General features: G+C 43.2%; 10 protein-coding genes. 3 read left to right on the top strand and 7 right to left on the bottom strand.

Going from position 1 to position 18473, the window contains the following annotated elements; genetic code table 11:
* Positions 1-85: 85 nt before the first annotated feature.
* The 3 genes from DUT71_RS18470 (at position 86) to DUT71_RS18480 (ending at position 4141) form a co-directional block, all read left to right on the top strand.
* Positions 86-1489, top strand: a complete 1404-nt coding sequence (locus DUT71_RS18470; protein ID WP_113664032.1) for a LutB/LldF family L-lactate oxidation iron-sulfur protein — start codon at positions 86-88, stop codon at positions 1487-1489.
* Between the two features lie 140 nt (positions 1490-1629).
* Complete coding sequence (locus DUT71_RS18475) at positions 1630-3606, top strand: alpha-ketoacid dehydrogenase subunit alpha/beta (RefSeq protein ID WP_113664064.1); 1977 nt, start codon at positions 1630-1632, stop codon at positions 3604-3606.
* 238 nt (positions 3607-3844) lie between these two features.
* A complete protein-coding gene (locus tag DUT71_RS18480; protein ID WP_162796117.1) occupies positions 3845-4141 on the top strand; it encodes a helix-turn-helix domain-containing protein in 297 nt (98 codons plus the stop codon).
* Here DUT71_RS18480 and DUT71_RS18485 read toward each other — a convergent pair.
* The 7 genes from DUT71_RS18485 to sov all read right to left on the bottom strand — a co-directional run bounded on the left by DUT71_RS18485 (position 4129) and on the right by sov (position 18466).
* Complete coding sequence (locus tag DUT71_RS18485) at positions 4129-4731, bottom strand: SprT-like domain-containing protein (RefSeq protein WP_113664034.1); 603 nt, start codon at positions 4729-4731, stop codon at positions 4129-4131. The two genes, DUT71_RS18480 and DUT71_RS18485, sit on opposite strands and share 13 nt — an antisense overlap.
* A gap of 87 nt (positions 4732-4818) precedes the next feature.
* Positions 4819-6945 carry a ferrous iron transport protein B gene (gene feoB / locus DUT71_RS18490; RefSeq protein ID WP_113664035.1) on the bottom strand — a complete coding sequence of 709 codons (2127 nt, stop codon included), beginning with the start codon at positions 6943-6945 and terminating at the stop codon, positions 4819-4821.
* A 1-nt stretch (position 6946) separates the two neighbouring features.
* Positions 6947-7162, bottom strand: a complete 216-nt coding sequence (locus DUT71_RS18495; RefSeq protein WP_113664036.1) for a FeoA family protein — start codon at positions 7160-7162, stop codon at positions 6947-6949.
* A gap of 196 nt (positions 7163-7358) precedes the next feature.
* Positions 7359-10151, bottom strand: coding sequence for an outer membrane beta-barrel family protein (locus DUT71_RS18500; RefSeq protein WP_113664037.1), 2793 nt, complete (start codon positions 10149-10151; stop codon positions 7359-7361).
* Between the two features lie 268 nt (positions 10152-10419).
* Entirely contained in the window at positions 10420-10827 is a 408-nt protein-coding gene (locus DUT71_RS18505; RefSeq protein WP_113664038.1) for a VanZ family protein, read from the bottom strand.
* Positions 10828-10830: 3 nt separating this feature from the next.
* Complete coding sequence (gene gcvH, locus DUT71_RS18510) at positions 10831-11211, bottom strand: glycine cleavage system protein GcvH (RefSeq protein ID WP_113664039.1); 381 nt, start codon at positions 11209-11211, stop codon at positions 10831-10833.
* Positions 11212-11290: 79 nt separating this feature from the next.
* Complete coding sequence (gene sov / locus DUT71_RS18515; RefSeq protein ID WP_113664040.1) at positions 11291-18466, bottom strand: T9SS outer membrane translocon Sov/SprA; 7176 nt, start codon at positions 18464-18466, stop codon at positions 11291-11293.
* Positions 18467-18473: the final 7 nt, after the last annotated feature.

The raw sequence follows: 18473 nt of genomic DNA on the forward strand, positions 1-18473 counted from the left end.
CATGAACGCTGGTTAGTTGGCATAATTATATCAACATCCGCTCGTTAAATTTTAAAGCCCTAGCCTATTTGCCTATATTTGAGCACTGATGAATACTGCCGAAGAATTTTTATTAAAAGCCGATGAAAAGGCCTTCGATGTTCCGCACCGTAACACCATTAACTATAATATTGGGAAGTATAACGTGGCGGTGGCTCGTGGCTTGTCGAAATTTGAAAATTTAGAGGTATCAAAACGTAGGGCGCACGTTACCAAATGGCGGGTGATGGAAAATTTGGACAAACTTTTACCTGAGTTTGAATCGAATTTCCAGAAACGTGGCGGCAAGGTGATTTGGGCCAATGATGCTGCCGAGGCGCAAAGGGAAATTTTACAGATTATCCAACGTGCGGGAGGTAAAAGTGTCATCAAATCCAAATCGATGACGACCGAGGAGATTCATTTGAACGAGTTTCTGGAAAAGCACGACATCGAATCGTTGGAAAGCGATTTGGGCGAATATATTGTGCAGTTACTGGGGCAGGCACCGTACCACATTGTAACACCTGCCATGCACCTGAGCAAGGAAGATATTGCCAAGCTATTTCACGAGAAATTTGGAACACCCCTGGATGCTACGCCCGAGCAGCTTACCCAAAAAGCCCGTGAACTGCTTAGGGAGAAATATTTAACGGCAGATATTGGCATTACCGGAGGCAATTTCCTGATTGCCGACACGGGAAGCATTGCTCTTACCGAAAATGAAGGCAACGCCAGACTGACAACCACCTTTCCCAAGGTACATATTGCCATTGTTGGTATCGAAAAATTGGTGCCCTCCATTACCGACCTGGATTTATTTTGGCCCCTGCTTGCCAGCCATGGCACTGGACAAAACCTTACCGTTTACAATACCATTTTAAGCGGCCCAAGGCAGGCCAACGAAACTGACGGCCCCGAAGAAATGTATGTGATTTTGTTGGACAACGGCCGCACCAACCTGTTGGCGCAAAAGGAACAGCGCCAAGCTTTGTACTGTATCCGTTGCGGGGCTTGTTTAAATGCCTGTCCTGTTTACAAAAATATTGGCGGCCATACTTATAATACCACTTATAGCGGCCCCATTGGCGCTATCATTACCCCACATTTTAAGGGCATGAAAGAGTTTAAGCACCTAAGCTATGCTTCGAGCCTGTGCGGAAAATGTTCTGAAGTTTGCCCGGCAAAAATTGATATCCATAAAATGTTGCTGCTTAACCGCAGAGATGCGGCAGCGGCCAACGAAAACACCACCACCGAAAACATGGGCTGGGATATTTGGAAAAAGGGCATGAAGAAGCGCTCATTTATGGATTTTTTCAGTGGTAAGATGAAGAACTTTTTTCTCAAAACCTTTTTCAGGAAAGGTTGGGGAAAATATCGGGAAATGCCCGAAATAGCGCCCAAATCTTTTGCCAAACGCTGGGAAGAACATCAGAAAAAGCAGGAAAAAGAACTGGGTTCCCTTTAGTTTCCTTTGCTTTCTTAGCCTCACCGTTCCTTTATTAGCGGCAAGTTTTTAACCACAAAATCCCAAACTTAAAAACTAAGATTTGCATTCCATCGCTGGCAACTTAATTGCTATATTTACTGCAAACCAATATCAACCTTATGCAGTTCGACAGAAAGCAAAAAACCGATTCGGAGCTCCTATCCATCTACAGGCATTTACTTTTCCCACGCTTAATTGAAGAGAAAATGCTGATTTTGCTTAGACAAGGCCGAATAGGTAAATGGTTTTCGGGCATTGGACAGGAGGCCATTGCGGTGGGCAGTACTTTGGCCATGCAAAACAACGAATATATTTTGCCCATGCACCGCAACCTTGGTGTTTTCACTACCAGGGGCATCAGCTTAAAAAAGCTAATGGCCCAGTGGCAGGGCAAACTTAATGGCTTTACCAAAGGCCGGGACCGGTCGTTCCATTTTGGCACACAGGAATACAAAATTATAGGTATGATTTCCCATTTAGGGCCTCAAATGGCCTTGGCCGATGGCATTGCCCTAGCTGATTTAATAGGTAACCAGCCCAAGGCTACACTGGTTTTTACTGGCGAAGGCGCTACCAGCGAAGGCGATTTCCATGAGGCCATCAACGTGGCCGCTGTTTGGAACCTTCCGGTTATTTTCCTGATCGAAAACAACGGCTATGGCCTTTCAACCCCTATTAACGAGCAATATCGATGCAAGCATTTGGTAGATAGGGCTGTAGGCTACGGCATTGAAGGCGTGCAGTTGGATGGCAACAATATTTTAGAGGTTTATGATAGGCTATCTGAGCTGGCTCGGGATATCAGGGAAAATCCCCGGCCGGTACTGGTGGAGTGTTTAACGTTCAGGATGCGTGGCCACGAAGAAGCATCGGGCACCAAATACGTGCCACAAGAGCTTTTTGATGAGTGGTCGAAAAAAGATCCGCTCCGCAATTTTGAGGAATATCTTTTGGAGCAGTATATCCTCACTGAAAATACCATCAGCGAAATTAGAAAGGAGTTGAAGAAGCAGATAGATCGTGAAGTTGAAGAAGCCTTTGCCGCGGAAGAACCTCAGGCCAATGCCGCACATGAATTAGATGACATGTATGCTCCTTATGATACACCGGCATTTCCTCCAGCTGCCGCCGCCTCAGAAAAAAGGTACTTAGATTCCATTACCGATGCACTAAGGATAGCCATGCAACGGCACCATAATTTGGTGCTGATGGGCCAAGACATTGCCGAGTATGGTGGTGCATTTAAAATTACCGAAGGTTTTGTAGCTGAATTTGGCAAAGCAAGGGTGCGTAATACACCTATTTGCGAATCGGCCATTGTTGGTGCCGGCTTGGGACTTTCTATTAATGGCTACAAAGCAATGGTAGAAATGCAATTTGCCGATTTTGTGAGCGTGGGCTTCAACCAAATTGTAAACAATCTTGCCAAAACACATTATCGCTGGGGAGAAAAAGCCGACGTGGTGGTGAGAATGCCTACGGGTGCCGGTACCGGTGCCGGCCCTTTCCATTCGCAAAGCAATGAGGCTTGGTTTACCAAAACTCCAGGTTTAAAGGTTGTTTATCCGGCATTTCCTCATGATGCCAAGGGATTACTACTGGCAGCCATTGAAGATCCCAATCCGGTGATTTATTTTGAACATAAGTATTTATACAGGAGCTTAAGCGGCCTGGTTCCAGAAGGTTTTTACACGATGGAAATAGGAAAAGCAAATCTGTTGACGGAAGGGCAACAGCTTTCTATCATTACCTATGGTCTTGGTGTGCACTGGGCTTTGGATTACCTGAAGGAAAATCCCCAGATTTCGGCAACGTTGGTGGATTTAGTGAGCTTACAGCCTTGGGACAAAGCAACGGTGGCCGCAGCAGTGAAAGCTACCGGGAAAGTACTGATTTTACACGAGGACACCCTTATTGGTGGCTTTGGAGCCGAAATTTCAGCCTGGATCAGTGAGCATTGCTTTGAATACTTGGATGCTCCAGTAATGCGGTGCGCAAGTTTGGACACCGCTATTCCAATGTGCAAGGTTTTGGAGGATGATTTTTTGGCAAAGGCCCGATTAGCACAAACAATTGTAAAATTATTGTCTTATTAAGCTAGATTTTCCGATATCATTTTTACCACCTTAATATCTTAAATAGAAAGGACCCGTAACATTTACCTAAAGAGAGCGTTAAGTTAAATGATGAGGGCCTGTAATGAGCGTTATTAGATGATGGTCTACGGCATAAAATTATCCATTTATAGCACTTAACGAGAAAATGTGACTTTTTTTCACATTTTGTGTATCGATGAAGTTGTATATTTAGTTGATTTACTACAAAGACGCTTTTATGAATGTTGGTAAAATCTTAAGGAAGCTAAGACAATACAAAGGAGTAACACAAGAAAACATTGCCACATTTTTGAATCTGGAAAGGTCTGCGTATTCCAAATTGGAGCAAGACAAAACCATGTTAAGGCTTGATACCGCTAAACTAATTGCTGTTTTTTATGGTTTTGAACTGCACTACCTCATTTTGTGCATGGAATACGACCACTACCTGAACAATCCTACCACGCTTAGGCTAATTAAAGCACAAAAAGACAAAGAAGCCAATTTTGCCAGACAGGTAGCTTATTCAGCATAAACTTCTGCCAAGGGATTAAAAAGATAAACCCTCCCATTATCCAAACAAGTGCACCGATATCGTTTTCTGATCTGATCTCCCTTTTGGAATTTACGACCGTCTTTTAACGTGAAGGTACTATGGATGGGCAGCTGCTCCACATGCAGGGTTTCTTCCTGTACGTCATATTTTTTCAGGGCACGGGCCAATGTTAGATCGGTACAGCTGGAGGCCGCCGGATTATTCAGATAGGCCACAATCCCTTGGTTTACATCAGCCGGAAAAATCTCCAAATCAAAAAAAGGCTTCATCATCCTTTTGAAATTGCTCTTCCACTCTGCGCCGTGCGGCTTCACCTTATTTTTATGGTCGTTCCAAGTAAGAAGGTGTGCAAACTCGTGCACCGTGGTAACCAAAAAGGCGTAGGGGTTTAAATTGTTGTTAACGGATATTTTATGGCCACTCCCCTTAAACGGATGACGATAATCGCCTAGTTTACTCCTCCGGTTTTTGGATATCTTAAATTCGCATTGAAAGTAATCAATCCATTTAGCAATAATAGGTGCGGCGGCAGGTGGCATATATTGCGCTAACACTTCTTTTTTATCCATGGAAGAAATCGGTTGTATGATACAGCCCTAACAGATATTTGATGATACTCGTTAAGCTAATGCGTTTACATTGGCCAATATAGCAATTTACTTTAAAAGCTGGTAGGCCATAAGTGCGGCCACATAGGCCATCGCCGTCATATAAACCAGCTGGATGACCGGCCACTTCCACGACTTTGTTTCGCGATAAACGACAGCCACGGTGCTCATACACTGCATAGCAAAGGCATAAAACAGCATCAGCGAAAAGGCGGTGGCAAAAGTGAATATCGGCAAACCTGTTTGAGGATCTTTAGCTGCGCCAATTTTGTCCCGCAAGCGCATTTCTCCGCCGTCATCATCAGCGCCCTCAACACTATAAATGGTTGCCATAGTGCCTACAAAAGCTTCTCGGGCCGCAAAAGACGTGATTAAAGCAATACCAATTTTCCAATCATAACCTAATGGCTTAATCATTGGCTCAATGGTTTGCCCCAATAAACCGGCGTAAGAGTTTTCTAGCTTTTCAGCGGCTCTATCGCGCTCCAGGGAAGCCAGTTGCACTGTATCGGCAGAGGTTGCTTCGATACGGTCATATTTGGCATCAATGGCTTCAAAACGTTTGGCCGGCCCGTAGGTAGACATTACCCACAGAATGATGGAAATAGCGATGATGACCTTACCTGCTTCCAGCACAAATGTTTTTGATTTCTCGTACATCGTAAATAATACGTTTTTCCAACGAGGCATACGGTATACCGGCAGTTCCATAATGAAATAGGAACGCTCTTTAGCCTTAATGATGAACTTAAAAACCGCCGCAACCAAAACAGCCGCAACGATGCTGATGAAGTACATCGCCATCAGGGTTAATCCCTGTAGGTTAAACAGGCCCCACACTTTTTCATCGGGCACCACCAAAGAAATCAACAGGGTATAAACCGGCAATCTGGCTGAACAGCTTACCAGGGGCGTAACCATAATGGTAATGATCCTATCTTTCCAGCTTTCGATATTACGGGCACTCATGATAGAAGGCACCGCACAGGCTATGCCACCAATCATGGGCACTACGGATTTACCACTTAAACCAAACTTGCGCATGACCTTATCCATCATAAAGGTTACCCTGGCCATATAACCAGTATCTTCCAAAATGGATATCAGTGCAAAAAGGATGGCAATTTGCGGGATAAAGATCACGATACCTCCTAAACCAGCTACCACCCCATCCATCAGCAGGTCGGTTAACACGCCTGGCGGCAAATGTTCATGCCCTTTTTCTGTAAGCCAGGCAAAGCCGCCTTCAATTAAATCCATGGGTACCGAAGACCATGAAAAAATGGCATTGAAAATGAAAAAAAGGATAAGAAAGAAGATCACGAAGCCCCAAATCTTGTGCGTAAGTACGGCGTCGATTTGATCGGTAAACGTAAACTTCCTTTTAGCACCGGTATCTACAACAACATCACTTAAAATTTTGCCCAAATGCCGGTATCTGGCCACGGTTTCGTCGCCTTGTAGCTTTACCGTGTCAAAACCATTACCTATTTCAATGGCTTCAATTTCCTCCTGTTCCTTGTCTGTAAAAAATGCCAGGTGCTCATGTTGGTGCAGCACTTGCAGGGCATAGTAATCGTTATTGGTGCCTATTTTTTGTTTAATGGCCTCTACGGCTTCGGGGGCAAAGCTTTTGGCTTCGATACTACTGGTTTGTGTAGCCAAGGAAGTGGTTTGCGCAATCGCCTGCTTTAAGGTATCCAAACCTTCAGCCTTTCGGGCTGAAATGTTGACCACTTGTACTCCAAGTCGCTCCGACAGCTTATCAATGTCAATGCTGATCCCCTCTTTTCGGGCCATATCAGCCATGTTAAGTACCAGTAACATTGGGATGCCCAAATCGGCTACCTGCGAAAACAACAACAGGTTGCGGCGTAAATTGGTAGAATCGGCCACCAGTACAATTACATCGGGGTGGCTACTGTTATTTTTGTCGGCTAGTACCTGGAAAACAATACTTTCATCCTTACTTTTGGGGTATAGCGAATAAGTTCCCGGCAAGTCAATGATCTCGGCAATTTTACCCGAAGGCAATTTGCAAAAACCGGTCTTTTTATCAACGGTAATTCCAGGGAAATTTCCAATTTTTTGATTTAATCCTGTTAGAAGGTTAAATAAGGTAGACTTTCCGGTATTCGGATTTCCAACTAGCGCAACTTTTAAATCAGCCAAAATACTATTGAATTATAATTACGGCAGCTTCGGTTTTACGTAAACAAAGTTGATATCCAGCTACACGGATAGCGATAGGGTCGCCTAGCGGTGCACATCGCTCCACTTCAACCTCTTCGCCTGGAAGGCAGCCCATCTCCATCAACTTCACCGCCATTTCTGCATCGGTAAATGAAACTATGGTACCTTTTTGTCCTGGATTTAATTGCGAAAGTTTCATACAAAATCTTTATTTACGAGCATAAAAAACCGTATTCGGTGCCCAAAAAAACTGCCGCAAGTTAGTCCTTATTTATATCAAATCCAAATAAGCGAGTGTAACAAAAAGGTAAAAGCTTGCCAGAGTGCCCAGTTGGTTCATTTCAAGCAAAAAAGAGCTCCAAATGGAGCTCTTTTCATGATGATTTATATCAAGTTTACATCCTACCTGGGCCACCCATCCTGAAATTTCCCTGTCCTCTTCCCTGTTGTTGCGGGTTCATACCTGCAATGGTACTCAACGAATAAGTGAACGAGAACATGAAATAACGTTTCAACACATTAAAGTTCTCATCAACGATAGAGTTGGCAGTTGCAGTACGTAAAATCCCGGTATTTTCATTAAACAGGTCGTTTACAGCCAACTTAAATGTTCCTTTATTTTTAAAGAACTGACGGCTGATATAGGCGTTAACTTGCGTGTAGCTGGTATTGTATTCGCCCCTCCCAGTCAGCCTATTGTAGGTAGCATCTGTTTGCAAACGGATGTTGCCTGGGAACATGTAGCTAATGTCGATATTAGGTGCCAGCGTGTAGTAGTTAGTTGTTTGTCCTACGGTGTAGGTGCTATGGTCCCATCTGCCAGAAACTCCTGCAATCAGGTCAAACTTATCCATGTTGGACACCAACTTGTATCCATTTCTAATTCCAAAATTTTTGGTCACGTTTGCTCCACCATCGGCGGTTAAGTTAGTTCCTTTACTAGCAGATACGCCGCCATCAATTTGTAAGTTCAGCTTATTCCCTTTAATAATGGGTAAGCCTAGCGTTCCGAAAACATTAGCGTTGTAATTACCGTCAACGTTTACCACACGGTTTTCAATTTTACCGATATCCTCTCCACTGGTAATTTGTCTTTGGGAATTACCAAAATCATTAAACGTTTGCGTAATGAAGGCTCCTAAAAACAAGGTACGATAACTTGCGAAATCAAAGTTATTATAAAAAATCCTCAAGTTATTGGAGAAAGACGGCTTAAGATCTGGGTTACCTACGGGGCTGGTTAACGTATTGGTACGGTCTTTTACGGGTTGGATTTGATCAATGCTCGGCTGATTGGTTCTACCATCGTACCTGATATTCAAACGTTTTGAGTTACTGAAGTTATATCTAAATTGTGCCGTAGGTGTAACGTTAAAGAAATCGCGTTTTAAGGTTTGTCCCGTAGTTAGGTTATCGTTGATACGATTAGTTAACTGCCCTGCAACCCCAATGTTCCAGTTGTACTTTTTCTCGTTTTTGTTTAAGCTAAACCCTAGGGCATTTGTCCAGGTTGTATTTTCAAATTCGTTGCTGTAATCTGGGTTGTTAACCAAAACGTCGTACTGTTGGGTGGCGTTGTTGAACTCATAGAGGTAACGCTTCCTATTGTCGTGCATGTAGCCATTCTGTAGGTTAAACTCTAAACTTAAAGTTTTAGACAATGGTTCTGTATAAACCAACCTGGCCGTATTGCTAAATGAATTTACTTTATTGTCATTTAATTCATCTAGGTTACTGACAGAAACGCCTCCGCCCGTTGCGGTTAAGGTTTGAGGGTTTTTATTATAGATATCCGAATCGCTATCATTAATATTGGTATTGATGTTTAACGACAAGGTACGCCCACGACGAAGGAATTTTCTCCTGAGCAACAAGTTGTTACTGATGGTTGGCGATGTAGAGTTGGTGATTAGATTTTGGTAGCCTACAGCTGTACCTGCCAGGTTGTTTCTGGTATAACTTGTTAGGCTACTGTTTGCGTTATCTGTATAAGAAATATTAGGTTGTAGCCTAATGGAAGTAGCCGAATCCAACTTGGTGTCAATCATGAAGTTTAAACGATGGTTTAAACGCTCGGTTGTGCTTTCGGTGTTATTGTTGCTGGTAACGGTATTATTTCCGATAAAGTTCTGCGAGTTGTTGAAGCCCGTATTAAACAAGGAAGTTTTATTGAAGAAATAGCTCCCGTTAAACTGGGTACCGTCATCGTAGGTATCGGCAAAGTCAATACCTGCCGCATTGGTCGTAGTAATCCCTTTCTGTTGCTGGCCTCCGGCTGCACCGCCAAACATCATTCCCCGGCCGCCGCCGCCGCCAACACCGCCGCCAAAGTTCTGCTTGTTTACGTTGTTAAACTGGCCTATTAATGAAATGCGCTGTGCATTATCAAAACGGTTTACGTTAATGTTTACGTCATAACGATCATCGGTACCATACCCTGCGGTACTGTTGCCCATGTAGCCTTTGTTTTTGATGCCGTTTTTGGTCACAATGTTCAAAATCTTTTCACGGTTGCCATCATCAACTCCAGAGAATTTAGATTGTTCCGACATATCGTCGATGATCTGGATCTTATCTACCATGTCGGCAGGCAAGTTTCTGGTAGCCAGCAACGGGTCATTGCCCATGAAATCTTTCCCGTCTACACGTACCCTTTTAATGGTTTCGCCCTGGGTGGTTACGGTACCATCTTTGGCCACATCAACACCGGGCACCTTTTTCAACAGGTCCTCAACCACCGAGTTTTCTTTAACTTTTAGGGTTGAGGCGCTAATCTCCAAAGTATCTTTTTTAACCACTACCGGAGGGGTTTCTCCTTTGATTTCGACACCCTTTAGGGTTACGCCGGTATTTTCCATCAGCAATTCACCAAAATTGATGCTGGGCTTTGCTGTGGTTAGTTCAAAATCCCTGTTAATGGTTTTAAGGCCCAAAAACACCACATACAACCTATATTTACCAGCAGCAATGTTGCTTATGGAAAAAGATCCGTTAGGATTGGTAGAAGTAGTGCCTACAACGGTTGAATCGCTGCTCAATTTCTTGATGGCTACTGAAGCGTAATCAATAGGTTTTTTATCATTTTGATTTAAAACTTTTCCACTCACCGTACCTTGTGCCTGTGCAAAAGCAATATTGCCCAACCAGAGAAGGGCCATCCATAAAACGCTTTGTAAATGTTTATTCATTTGTATGTTCTAAAAAATATTTTTAAATTATCTAATCAGACTTTCCAAAGCCACAAAGGTTTGTTAAGAAATGTTAAAAGCGCAGTAACATTTTAAATACAACTAACTTTATCGTTACAAAGGAAAAAATAAAGGTTTTGACAGCGGCTAAAACAGTGGCATTTATAGGCTTGTATGACGTGAATGGGGTATTTTTGGGCACTTGCAGCTGGGTTTAAAGATGCTACAGGATTGTAGCAAAAAAAATATCAAAAAAATTAAGATCAGTTTAAACCTTCTTCCCATTGTAATTTGACAAGTGCAAAAGCACGTAACTAAAAACTCCCATTAAACAGCCAATCATGTCACAGGCAAAGTCCCACCACTCTGCCGAGCGATAAGTAAAAACTTTCCATTGGAGCAGCTCTATCCCTCCGCCGATGACTACCGAGATCAAGATAATTTTAAAGATGGTTAGCGAGCGAAAACTATAGTTATGCTGGTATTTGATCTTTCCGTAAAAAAGCAAGATGGTAAGCACATAGAAGAAACCCAGGTGTGCCAGCTTATCAAAGCCTATGAAAAAAAAGCTAGATTCTGCGCCGTTACCAGAAAGATCAACGTTACAAAGCACCAAGGTAATAATGGTCCAGAGTATAGCCCAGCGCTGATACCTTAGTGCTTTGAATTTAGTCATTTTTTAGGCGCCAATTAATGCTTTATAGTCGTCTGCACTTAGCAGTCCGTCTACTTCACCAGCATCAGCCAAGGTAACTTTAACCATCCAGCCCTCACCATACGGATCAGAGTTTACCAGCTCAGGATTGTCGTTTAATGCCGAGTTGAATTCGCTCACGGTACCGCTTACAGGCATAAAAAGATCAGAAACAGTTTTAACCGCTTCTACCGTACCGAACACTTCTTCTTTTGCTACTTCAGCGCCCAGTGTATTGATGTCGATGTAGACGATGTCACCTAGCTCACGTTGAGCAAAATCAGTAATGCCAATGGTAGCCTCGTTTCCTGATACGGACACCCACTCGTGATCTTTTGTGTACTTTAGTTCTGATGGAAAGTTCATTTTTATGTTTTTATTAAGTTTGTTTTTTGATTAAATATCTATCTGGCAAAGGTAATGAAATTATGGCATTGCCCATCCACTAATTTAAGGTAACTCTTAGGCTAAAGCCGAAGTTGCTAAACGAGGTATTGAACGATTGCGAAGTATAGGGTTTGGTAATATTCGAATCATAGAATACCCTTACATTAAAACGCTGGTTGAGCACATAATCCACGCTTGGGCGCAGGGTAATGTTTTTAGCTCCCGATGATACTTCGGCCTCGGTAATATCCGCACGATAAATCACCGTTTTATTATCCCTTACCGAAACATCCAGTTTAAAGTCCATGTTGTTGTCCATTTTCATTTGTTTAAACAACCCGAACGGGAACCTGAACTTGGTGGTTCTGTAGCCCAAACCAAAAACGATGTTATTTTCTGAAAGGTGCGCCAATTGGCTGTTGGCCAAACTTAATCCCAGCAACCGTGTTTTGTTGATCTCGAAATTAAGGGTCATGTTATTTTTCAGGCGGGTATCAAAACCTATCAATGGTGCAAACTGTTCGGAAATTGTGACCTGCGAAAACTGGTAGAAAGGCAGGAAATTATTATTGATATCCGTACTGCTTACTGCGCCGTTAGCCTCTTCATATTTTAACAAGCTGTTGAAACCGTTGATGGCGTAGGTAGAACGATAGCCGTGCCGTAAGCTCAGCTCCGAGAAACGATCAGCGATGAATGGATATTTGGTGAGCCCGCCATAAGTTAACCGCCAGTTAGGCAAAGGTATTTTAGGCATGCTGTTTAAACTCGATGAGTTGGGATCTTTACCTCTGTAAGCAGCAAGAAATGCCAATACCACTACATCTTGAGAACGTTTGTCATACCCGGCCGCATAGTTGTTGACAACACCGTTTGAGTTAGGATTTAAAGCTCCCAAGCGACGGGAGATAATAGGCCTGTAGCTCATGAAATCATTAAACACGCTGGATAAAACCGCTCCGCTTTTGTCTTTAAATGCCGTACCTATGGAGATGGTGGATATGCTAAAATCGCCAGTGGTATTGGGGCTTTGGTTGGTAAATGTTCCGCTATTGTTATCGTACTTGAAATTAGTAGAGTAATTTAACGTTCTGTTTTTATTGGCCAGGAGCGTAATCTTCAAATCGCGGATGGGTTCAATGGTACTGGTTAGCTGGAAATCCTCGCGAAGCGTATTTACATATAACTGCATCTGGGTTTCGTCTGTAGTGATCCAGCCATTGCTCACGGCCTGGAGCCTGATATCTCTTTGGCTACCAAATACAAATCCCAAACCGGGTGCCCCGGTTACGTCGTCTATCCCAAAAAATCTCGTTTTTGGCAGGTATCCCGGCAAAAATATCCCCTGAGTTTTGGTATAGGCTACGTTAACGTTTTTGATACTTGTGAGTAGCCCAATCATTACATTCGACAGCTTGAAAGTGGTGTCCCTCTGGTTTAGGCTTCGTCTCACGAAACCAAATTTATTGTACAGGGAAATCATGTTCAAGGTTGGATTTACCTGTATGGTTCGTGAGTTTTGAATGGTATTCCCCAAGTTAATCGTTGGATCATTGAGGGTAGCCAATGGCTCGGTTTGCCAGGTAAACGTAGTTCCGTAGGTAGTAGCCAAGCTAATCCAATCTAAGCCCGGTATTTTGGCTATTGGCCAGTTGTACCTTACGTTAAGGCTGTGGTTATAGTCGGTATTGCGCCCCAGGCCTTTGATATTGTTCCAAAGAAGTTCTCTCTTATAACCTTCGATACGCCCCTCTGGTTCATCAATGATAGAATAATTGGTTGCATCAAAATCTAAGCTCAGTGATTTTGTCAAATCCCATGCAATGCCGTATACCCTTGTTACCAAAAAGTTTTTATTAAAGGTGGTATTAATAGGGATGGCATTATTAGGATCGTTGTTCCTTAAAGTATTCTCTGAATAGAAGCGATCAAAATCTATCCTAAAATTGATGGCGTTTGGCAATAGGGAGAAGTTGAAATCCTTCAGTAGCTTAAGGGTGTTGGATTTGATCAGCTTATCAAATGGCTGATAGCTTTTTGAGTTATAGCTATAATTATAGGCAAGTGAAGCTTTGTAGGTATTCTGAATAGTGGATTCGTTAATAAAATCACGATGCGACATTTTGGTTTGCGCATAGGAGATGTTAAAGTTTTCGATATCCCAAAGTCTCACCTTGGCATCTTCCTTAACACGTTCCTTGCGCACATTGGTAAAGGCCAAACTGCTTCTGGTGGTATAGTCCTGCGCAAAGTTTAAAATCGAATCTTTTTGGGCCTTATTGGCATTGTCCAAGGCTTTTGAAAGCTCAATATCCGGAGTACGTGGATCAAACTGAGGGGTGGCTACCTGTTTAGAGTAACTCACAAACATTGGAATTTTCACACCACTTTTTTGCGGCAAAAATTTACCCAGTTCCATGTTCGAGGAGATATCGAAAGCCATATTGTCTGATCTGCTACGCTGGCTCACCTTACTATCAATAGAGCCAAAACCAACCGTTGATTTGGTACCCGAAATATTCACATCTGCAAAGTCGGCAAGCTTGGCGCTCATCCTTGCCGTGGCCGCCCAGCCACCACGTTCATCAAACTCTGTTAGCCTCAATTCATTGAACCAAGCCTGAGCATATTTAGGCAAACCATCATCATTGGGTGAAGCATCAGGTCCGGTCCGCCAAGGATTTTTTAGTCCCAGCATGTACACCCGCACCTTACTCATGTCTGGCTGTCCCTTTACAATAATGGTATTTTTACCGTCCGTATATCTAAATGGAATATTAACAGGCCATGGCGCGTTTCCTAAACGGGCGTTGTTACGTGCAATTTTTGCTTTTTGGAACAGCTCCAGTTCAATAACCATTTTATTTTCTTCTGGCCAAATGGCATAGGCATCGCTTGTTCCGGGCTGAGTTACTTTTAAGGGCTTATTATACTCGTAATAGTTCTCATCATTGTCTGTTCCTATCCTTAAGAAGGCGTTCAGGTCATTATCCTGTAAACTGTTTACGTCGTCTCCTTCTAAGTGGATATACATTTCCAGTTTCTTGTACGACCTGAAGTCATTGATCGCTGTTTTAAATGCCGCCCTGCCATAACCGTCCCTTAAATCCTTAACGATCATGGAAAGCGACTGCTCGTTTTGACGGGTATCGCCTCTGTAGTTGCTAAAATCTCTTTCCCTTTCAATGCCCGGCGGAACAACATAAGGGATTGGTGACCTACGTCCGTTTTCTTCGATATTTACCGTTCCCAGCTCCAGGATAGAGTTATCTGGAGATGGGTTTGTTCCCAATCCTGGATCGGCAATTACTTTGCCGCTTTCGTTCTTGGCATTGTATTGTCTCCACTCTCCGCGAACGAACTGGATTTTTGCGAATCTCAATACTGCGGTATCTGCAAAGTTTGTCATGAACATTCTTACAAAACGTACCGATTTGAAATCTTGAATATTTGGTGATTTCCATTCGTATTGAGCCAAAGGAATACGAAGTTGGTACCAAGTGGCATTTTGGGTTTGTCCGTTAGCCAATTTAACCGAAGAGGTTACCTTATCAGTTACAAAACCTTGGCCCACCTGCAAATCTCCGGGACGCATAGATATCTTATATTGATAATATTCGTCAGACTGGGTCATGTTGTTATCACGGTTGATATCTTCCCCATCAGGCAAATAGGTAGCGGCCGAATTTTCCAATCCCAACTCCTGCTGTGATTGCTGGGAGGTTTTAGAGTTGCCTTCCAAGCCGTTAAAGTTCATATAGCGTCTTAAAATACCGGCATTTTCCTGGTCTAATTGCCCGCCCCTAAAGTAAGCGTAGTCGTCAGAAGATGGATCGTTCTCTAAAGCTAACGCCGCATCAGGATTCAACTGGGCTTTAATTTGTTGGATTTGAGCGGCAAATTTTGTCCGTTCGTTGGCGTTAGACAAGCCGTCTAAACCAACATCCTGTGCACGTCTCACGTTGGGATCGTTATCAAACACCTGTACCACTGGTTGTAGTTTAGCAACACGCCCCCAAATGGTCTCGTCGTACTTACTTGGATCGTCATTAGCTGGCAAAGCATTTTCCAATGATTTACGACCATCTCTTAAAATATCCTCGGAAATATTTCCCAAGTTAAAATACAGGTCTCCACCTTGCGAGCCCGGCTTATACATGAACGGATCCATTACCCAAAGCTCAATAAACTCAATGTTCTGTGCTTCGAAATCATTCACGTCAACCCTCCGCATAATTCCGCCCCATCTGTTTCTGGGGTTTTGTAAAGTGCCATTTGGGTTGAAACCGTTTGGCGCAAAATTGTAAGGCCCCCTCAGCATGGGGTAGTAGGCCAAATCCAAGGTTTGCAAGGTAATGGGCTGGCCCGTACTGATTTGCTTGAAAGGAAAAACTTCCGTTTCCAATACCTCTCTTACATAGTGGTTGGAAAGTTCATTTTTGTTGTTTCTGATGTTATCGGGAATTTGGCCTGCACCGCCACGGTTATAAAAAACAGGGTCGATATTATAGAAAGCGATTTTAGCACGGTTGTAACCGTATTCTAAACTTGGCGGCAAACCGGGCGCCCCTTCCGGAAACATTTGGGGTGTACCCGAAATTTGCCAAGCAATGGCACTCTTTAGGTCAATTACCGACCGTGAGGCTTCAAAATCATCAATAAAACTGGTACCGCCTTTGCTGCCACCCATATTCAGCGCTGACGGATGGCCCGGAATAAGTTGGGCAAACTCTCCGTAAAAGGAGATATTGGATTTTTCCTTGGTAGAAATTAGCGGCAGTTTATCAATCATCTTGGTTAAAAACCTCGATGATGAAGTATAGTTCACATCCATTCCCCAAATGGAGTTAGAGATAGGCTCTTCTCCAAAATTAACTTTTGGGGTAATTGGCCGTTCGGTGAGGTTCATAAAGGTACCGCCAATATTCAACTTGTTATTCACCCGGTAATCGCCCCTTACCCCAAACAACGAGCGTTGCTGCAGGCCAAACAATTCATTGTTTTCCGTAGAGATACGGATGGACTGCCCGGAGCTTAACAGTGCAGTGTTTAAGATCTTCACCCTACCGCTCATATAATCTACGGTATAGTCGTTCCCTTCAATCAAAGGGATACTTCCCATAAACACTTTTACAGATCCTTCGGGAACATTAATGGCATTTAAGCTAAATTCCGAAGAAATTTCAGATTGGTAGTGCCCTTTAATGATGTACCGATCTTTATCTGGAGATAATTGCTGGGCATCTACTTTGGTGGCACTATACAGCTGCGGGAAAGTATATTTGTCCCTTAGGTTCTGTTCGGTGGAAAGGAACTGATTGGCTAAATCTTTGCCAAAAGGTTCAATTACCGGAAAAACAATTCGGCCATTTTGCGGGTCAATTGTTACGTAGCCACTAATGGTATTCAACAATGAAGTAGCAGAACTTCCCGTCCCGAAATTTGGGTTGTTAGTGGTGCCGAAATTATTTTGGGAAGAAGCAAAAGGATTGCTTTGTGATTCGAAATCAAAAACACCATCTGGCTTGGCTTCCTTTTGCGGGTTCAACCGGTCTAAACCAACCGCTTGTAGCCAAATTTTATTGGTAGTATTTGCTCCTTCTGTAATCAAGGCTCGCTCCACGCCAGAAGTTTCATCTAACCTAAAAAGATCTAATTTAAAGTTTTGACTGCTGATTTGATATCCACCAATGTTATAGATGTTCTTCATCATCAAATTCCAGATCGGAAGGTTAGGCTTGGTGGTTTCGTTTTTAAGCAACTTCGCAAAAAGCACATTAGGTGTAGCTTGGTCAAAGGGCACATCGGCCGCAAATTCACCTACCTGATATTCTCTGCCGTCTTTCGTGTATCGATAGGCTACCGCTAAAAGCTCATCGGTATTAAGTTGAGTGTTAAGCGATATATACCCTAATTGCGGGTGCAGCGTAAACTCCCTGTCGGTAAGCTTGCGGGCGTAAGTAATTTTAGCGTAGTTATCTGTAGCCCCACTGCTGGCAAAGAAAGTACTTAAACTTGCGCTGCTGGAAGATCTCGCATCCGTTGGTATGGTGGTTAAGAGGTTGTTTGAATGTGTTTCGAAAGGCGGAGCGGTAGCAAAAGCAACGGGAAGGCTATCTGTTGTTGGGCGGGTGCGGGTAAAGGCGGGGTTGTATGGGGCATACTCGCCTAAGTCCATAAAACCAATTACATCCCTTGAATCGGTCGTATTACCTGTTTTATTGGTTACCCAAACTTCAATTCTGGTAATATTTACCCCCGATCGTACGATTGGAGCCGTTTTTAAGGAATTGTTATATTGATCACGGAAGTATTGGGCCAAAAAGTAGTGTTTATTGGCTTCGTAGTCGCTTCCACTTATCCTAAAATCGCTTTGCTGCGCACCATTGCTAATTTCGATTTGTTTTGATTGTGATTTCTGCTGCGTAAAAACGGTGGTTAAGGCCAACTTGCCAAACTGCAATTGCGTTTTGATCCCAAACAGTGCCTGTGTACCCGTTATAAGCGAGGTATTAAGCGGCAAGCTTACGTTACCCGCCTCTATCTTTCTGATAATGTCATCTGGGCCACCGGTATAGTCCAATTTGATCTGGTTCTCAAAATCAAACTGCGCTTCGGTGTTGTAGTTCATCTTGATCTTCATTTTGGTACCAATGTTACCCACTACGTCCATTTGGATCCGCTGGGTGAAATCAAAATTACTTTGTACTCTTTGCCGTTCGTTAAAAAGTGGGTTTTCGTTTTTATTGACACGCCCCAGGAAAGTAAGCTCTGCTTCCCCGCTGGGCTGGATATCAATGGTGGTTCCGCCGAAGATCTTTTCGAACACGCGGCTATTGATCTTTACCTCGGGAATGATCCCTGTTTTGCGGATATCGTCTATTTCCTGGTTGGAGAACAAGCGCCAATTCTCACGCTTGATCTCACTATTGACCAAACGGAGGTACTGCTCAACCGTTAAATATTGAGGGGGCGTATATAGCTTATCGCCAATACGCTCAGAAATGATATACCTGTTGCTGGCAGCGTCGTAAGTTACTTCCCTTTTTACGTTCTCCGGAAGCTTGTAAAATGGATTGGAATAATTGCGCAGCCCCATCCATTGTTTTTCTTTTGGGTTAAATGTGTTTTTTGCAGAGTCCACCCTTGACCCGCCATTATTTACCTGTGAGAACGCTGTTTTGCCAATGCAAAGGCCTACCAGTAAAACAAAATAGGCTAGTTTGTTTTTCAATTTGGTT

This window comes from Pedobacter nanyangensis, from assembly GCF_003313505.1.
GTDB classification, from domain to species: Bacteria; Bacteroidota; Bacteroidia; order Sphingobacteriales; family Sphingobacteriaceae; genus Pedobacter; species Pedobacter nanyangensis.

Coding starts and splice junctions, on each gene's coding strand:
- DUT71_RS18475 (WP_113664064.1), top strand. CDS start 1,630: ATGCAGTTCGACAGAAAGCAAAAAACCGATTCGGAGCTCCTATCCATC.
- DUT71_RS18505 (WP_113664038.1), bottom strand. CDS start 10,827: ATGACTAAATTCAAAGCACTAAGGTATCAGCGCTGGGCTATACTCTGG.
- DUT71_RS18500 (WP_113664037.1), bottom strand. CDS start 10,151: ATGAATAAACATTTACAAAGCGTTTTATGGATGGCCCTTCTCTGGTTG.
- DUT71_RS18485 (WP_113664034.1), bottom strand. CDS start 4,731: ATGGATAAAAAAGAAGTGTTAGCGCAATATATGCCACCTGCCGCCGCA.
- DUT71_RS18480 (WP_162796117.1), top strand. CDS start 3,845: ATGAATGTTGGTAAAATCTTAAGGAAGCTAAGACAATACAAAGGAGTA.
- gcvH (WP_113664039.1), bottom strand. CDS start 11,211: ATGAACTTTCCATCAGAACTAAAGTACACAAAAGATCACGAGTGGGTG.
- DUT71_RS18495 (WP_113664036.1), bottom strand. CDS start 7,162: ATGAAACTTTCGCAATTAAATCCAGGACAAAAAGGTACCATAGTTTCA.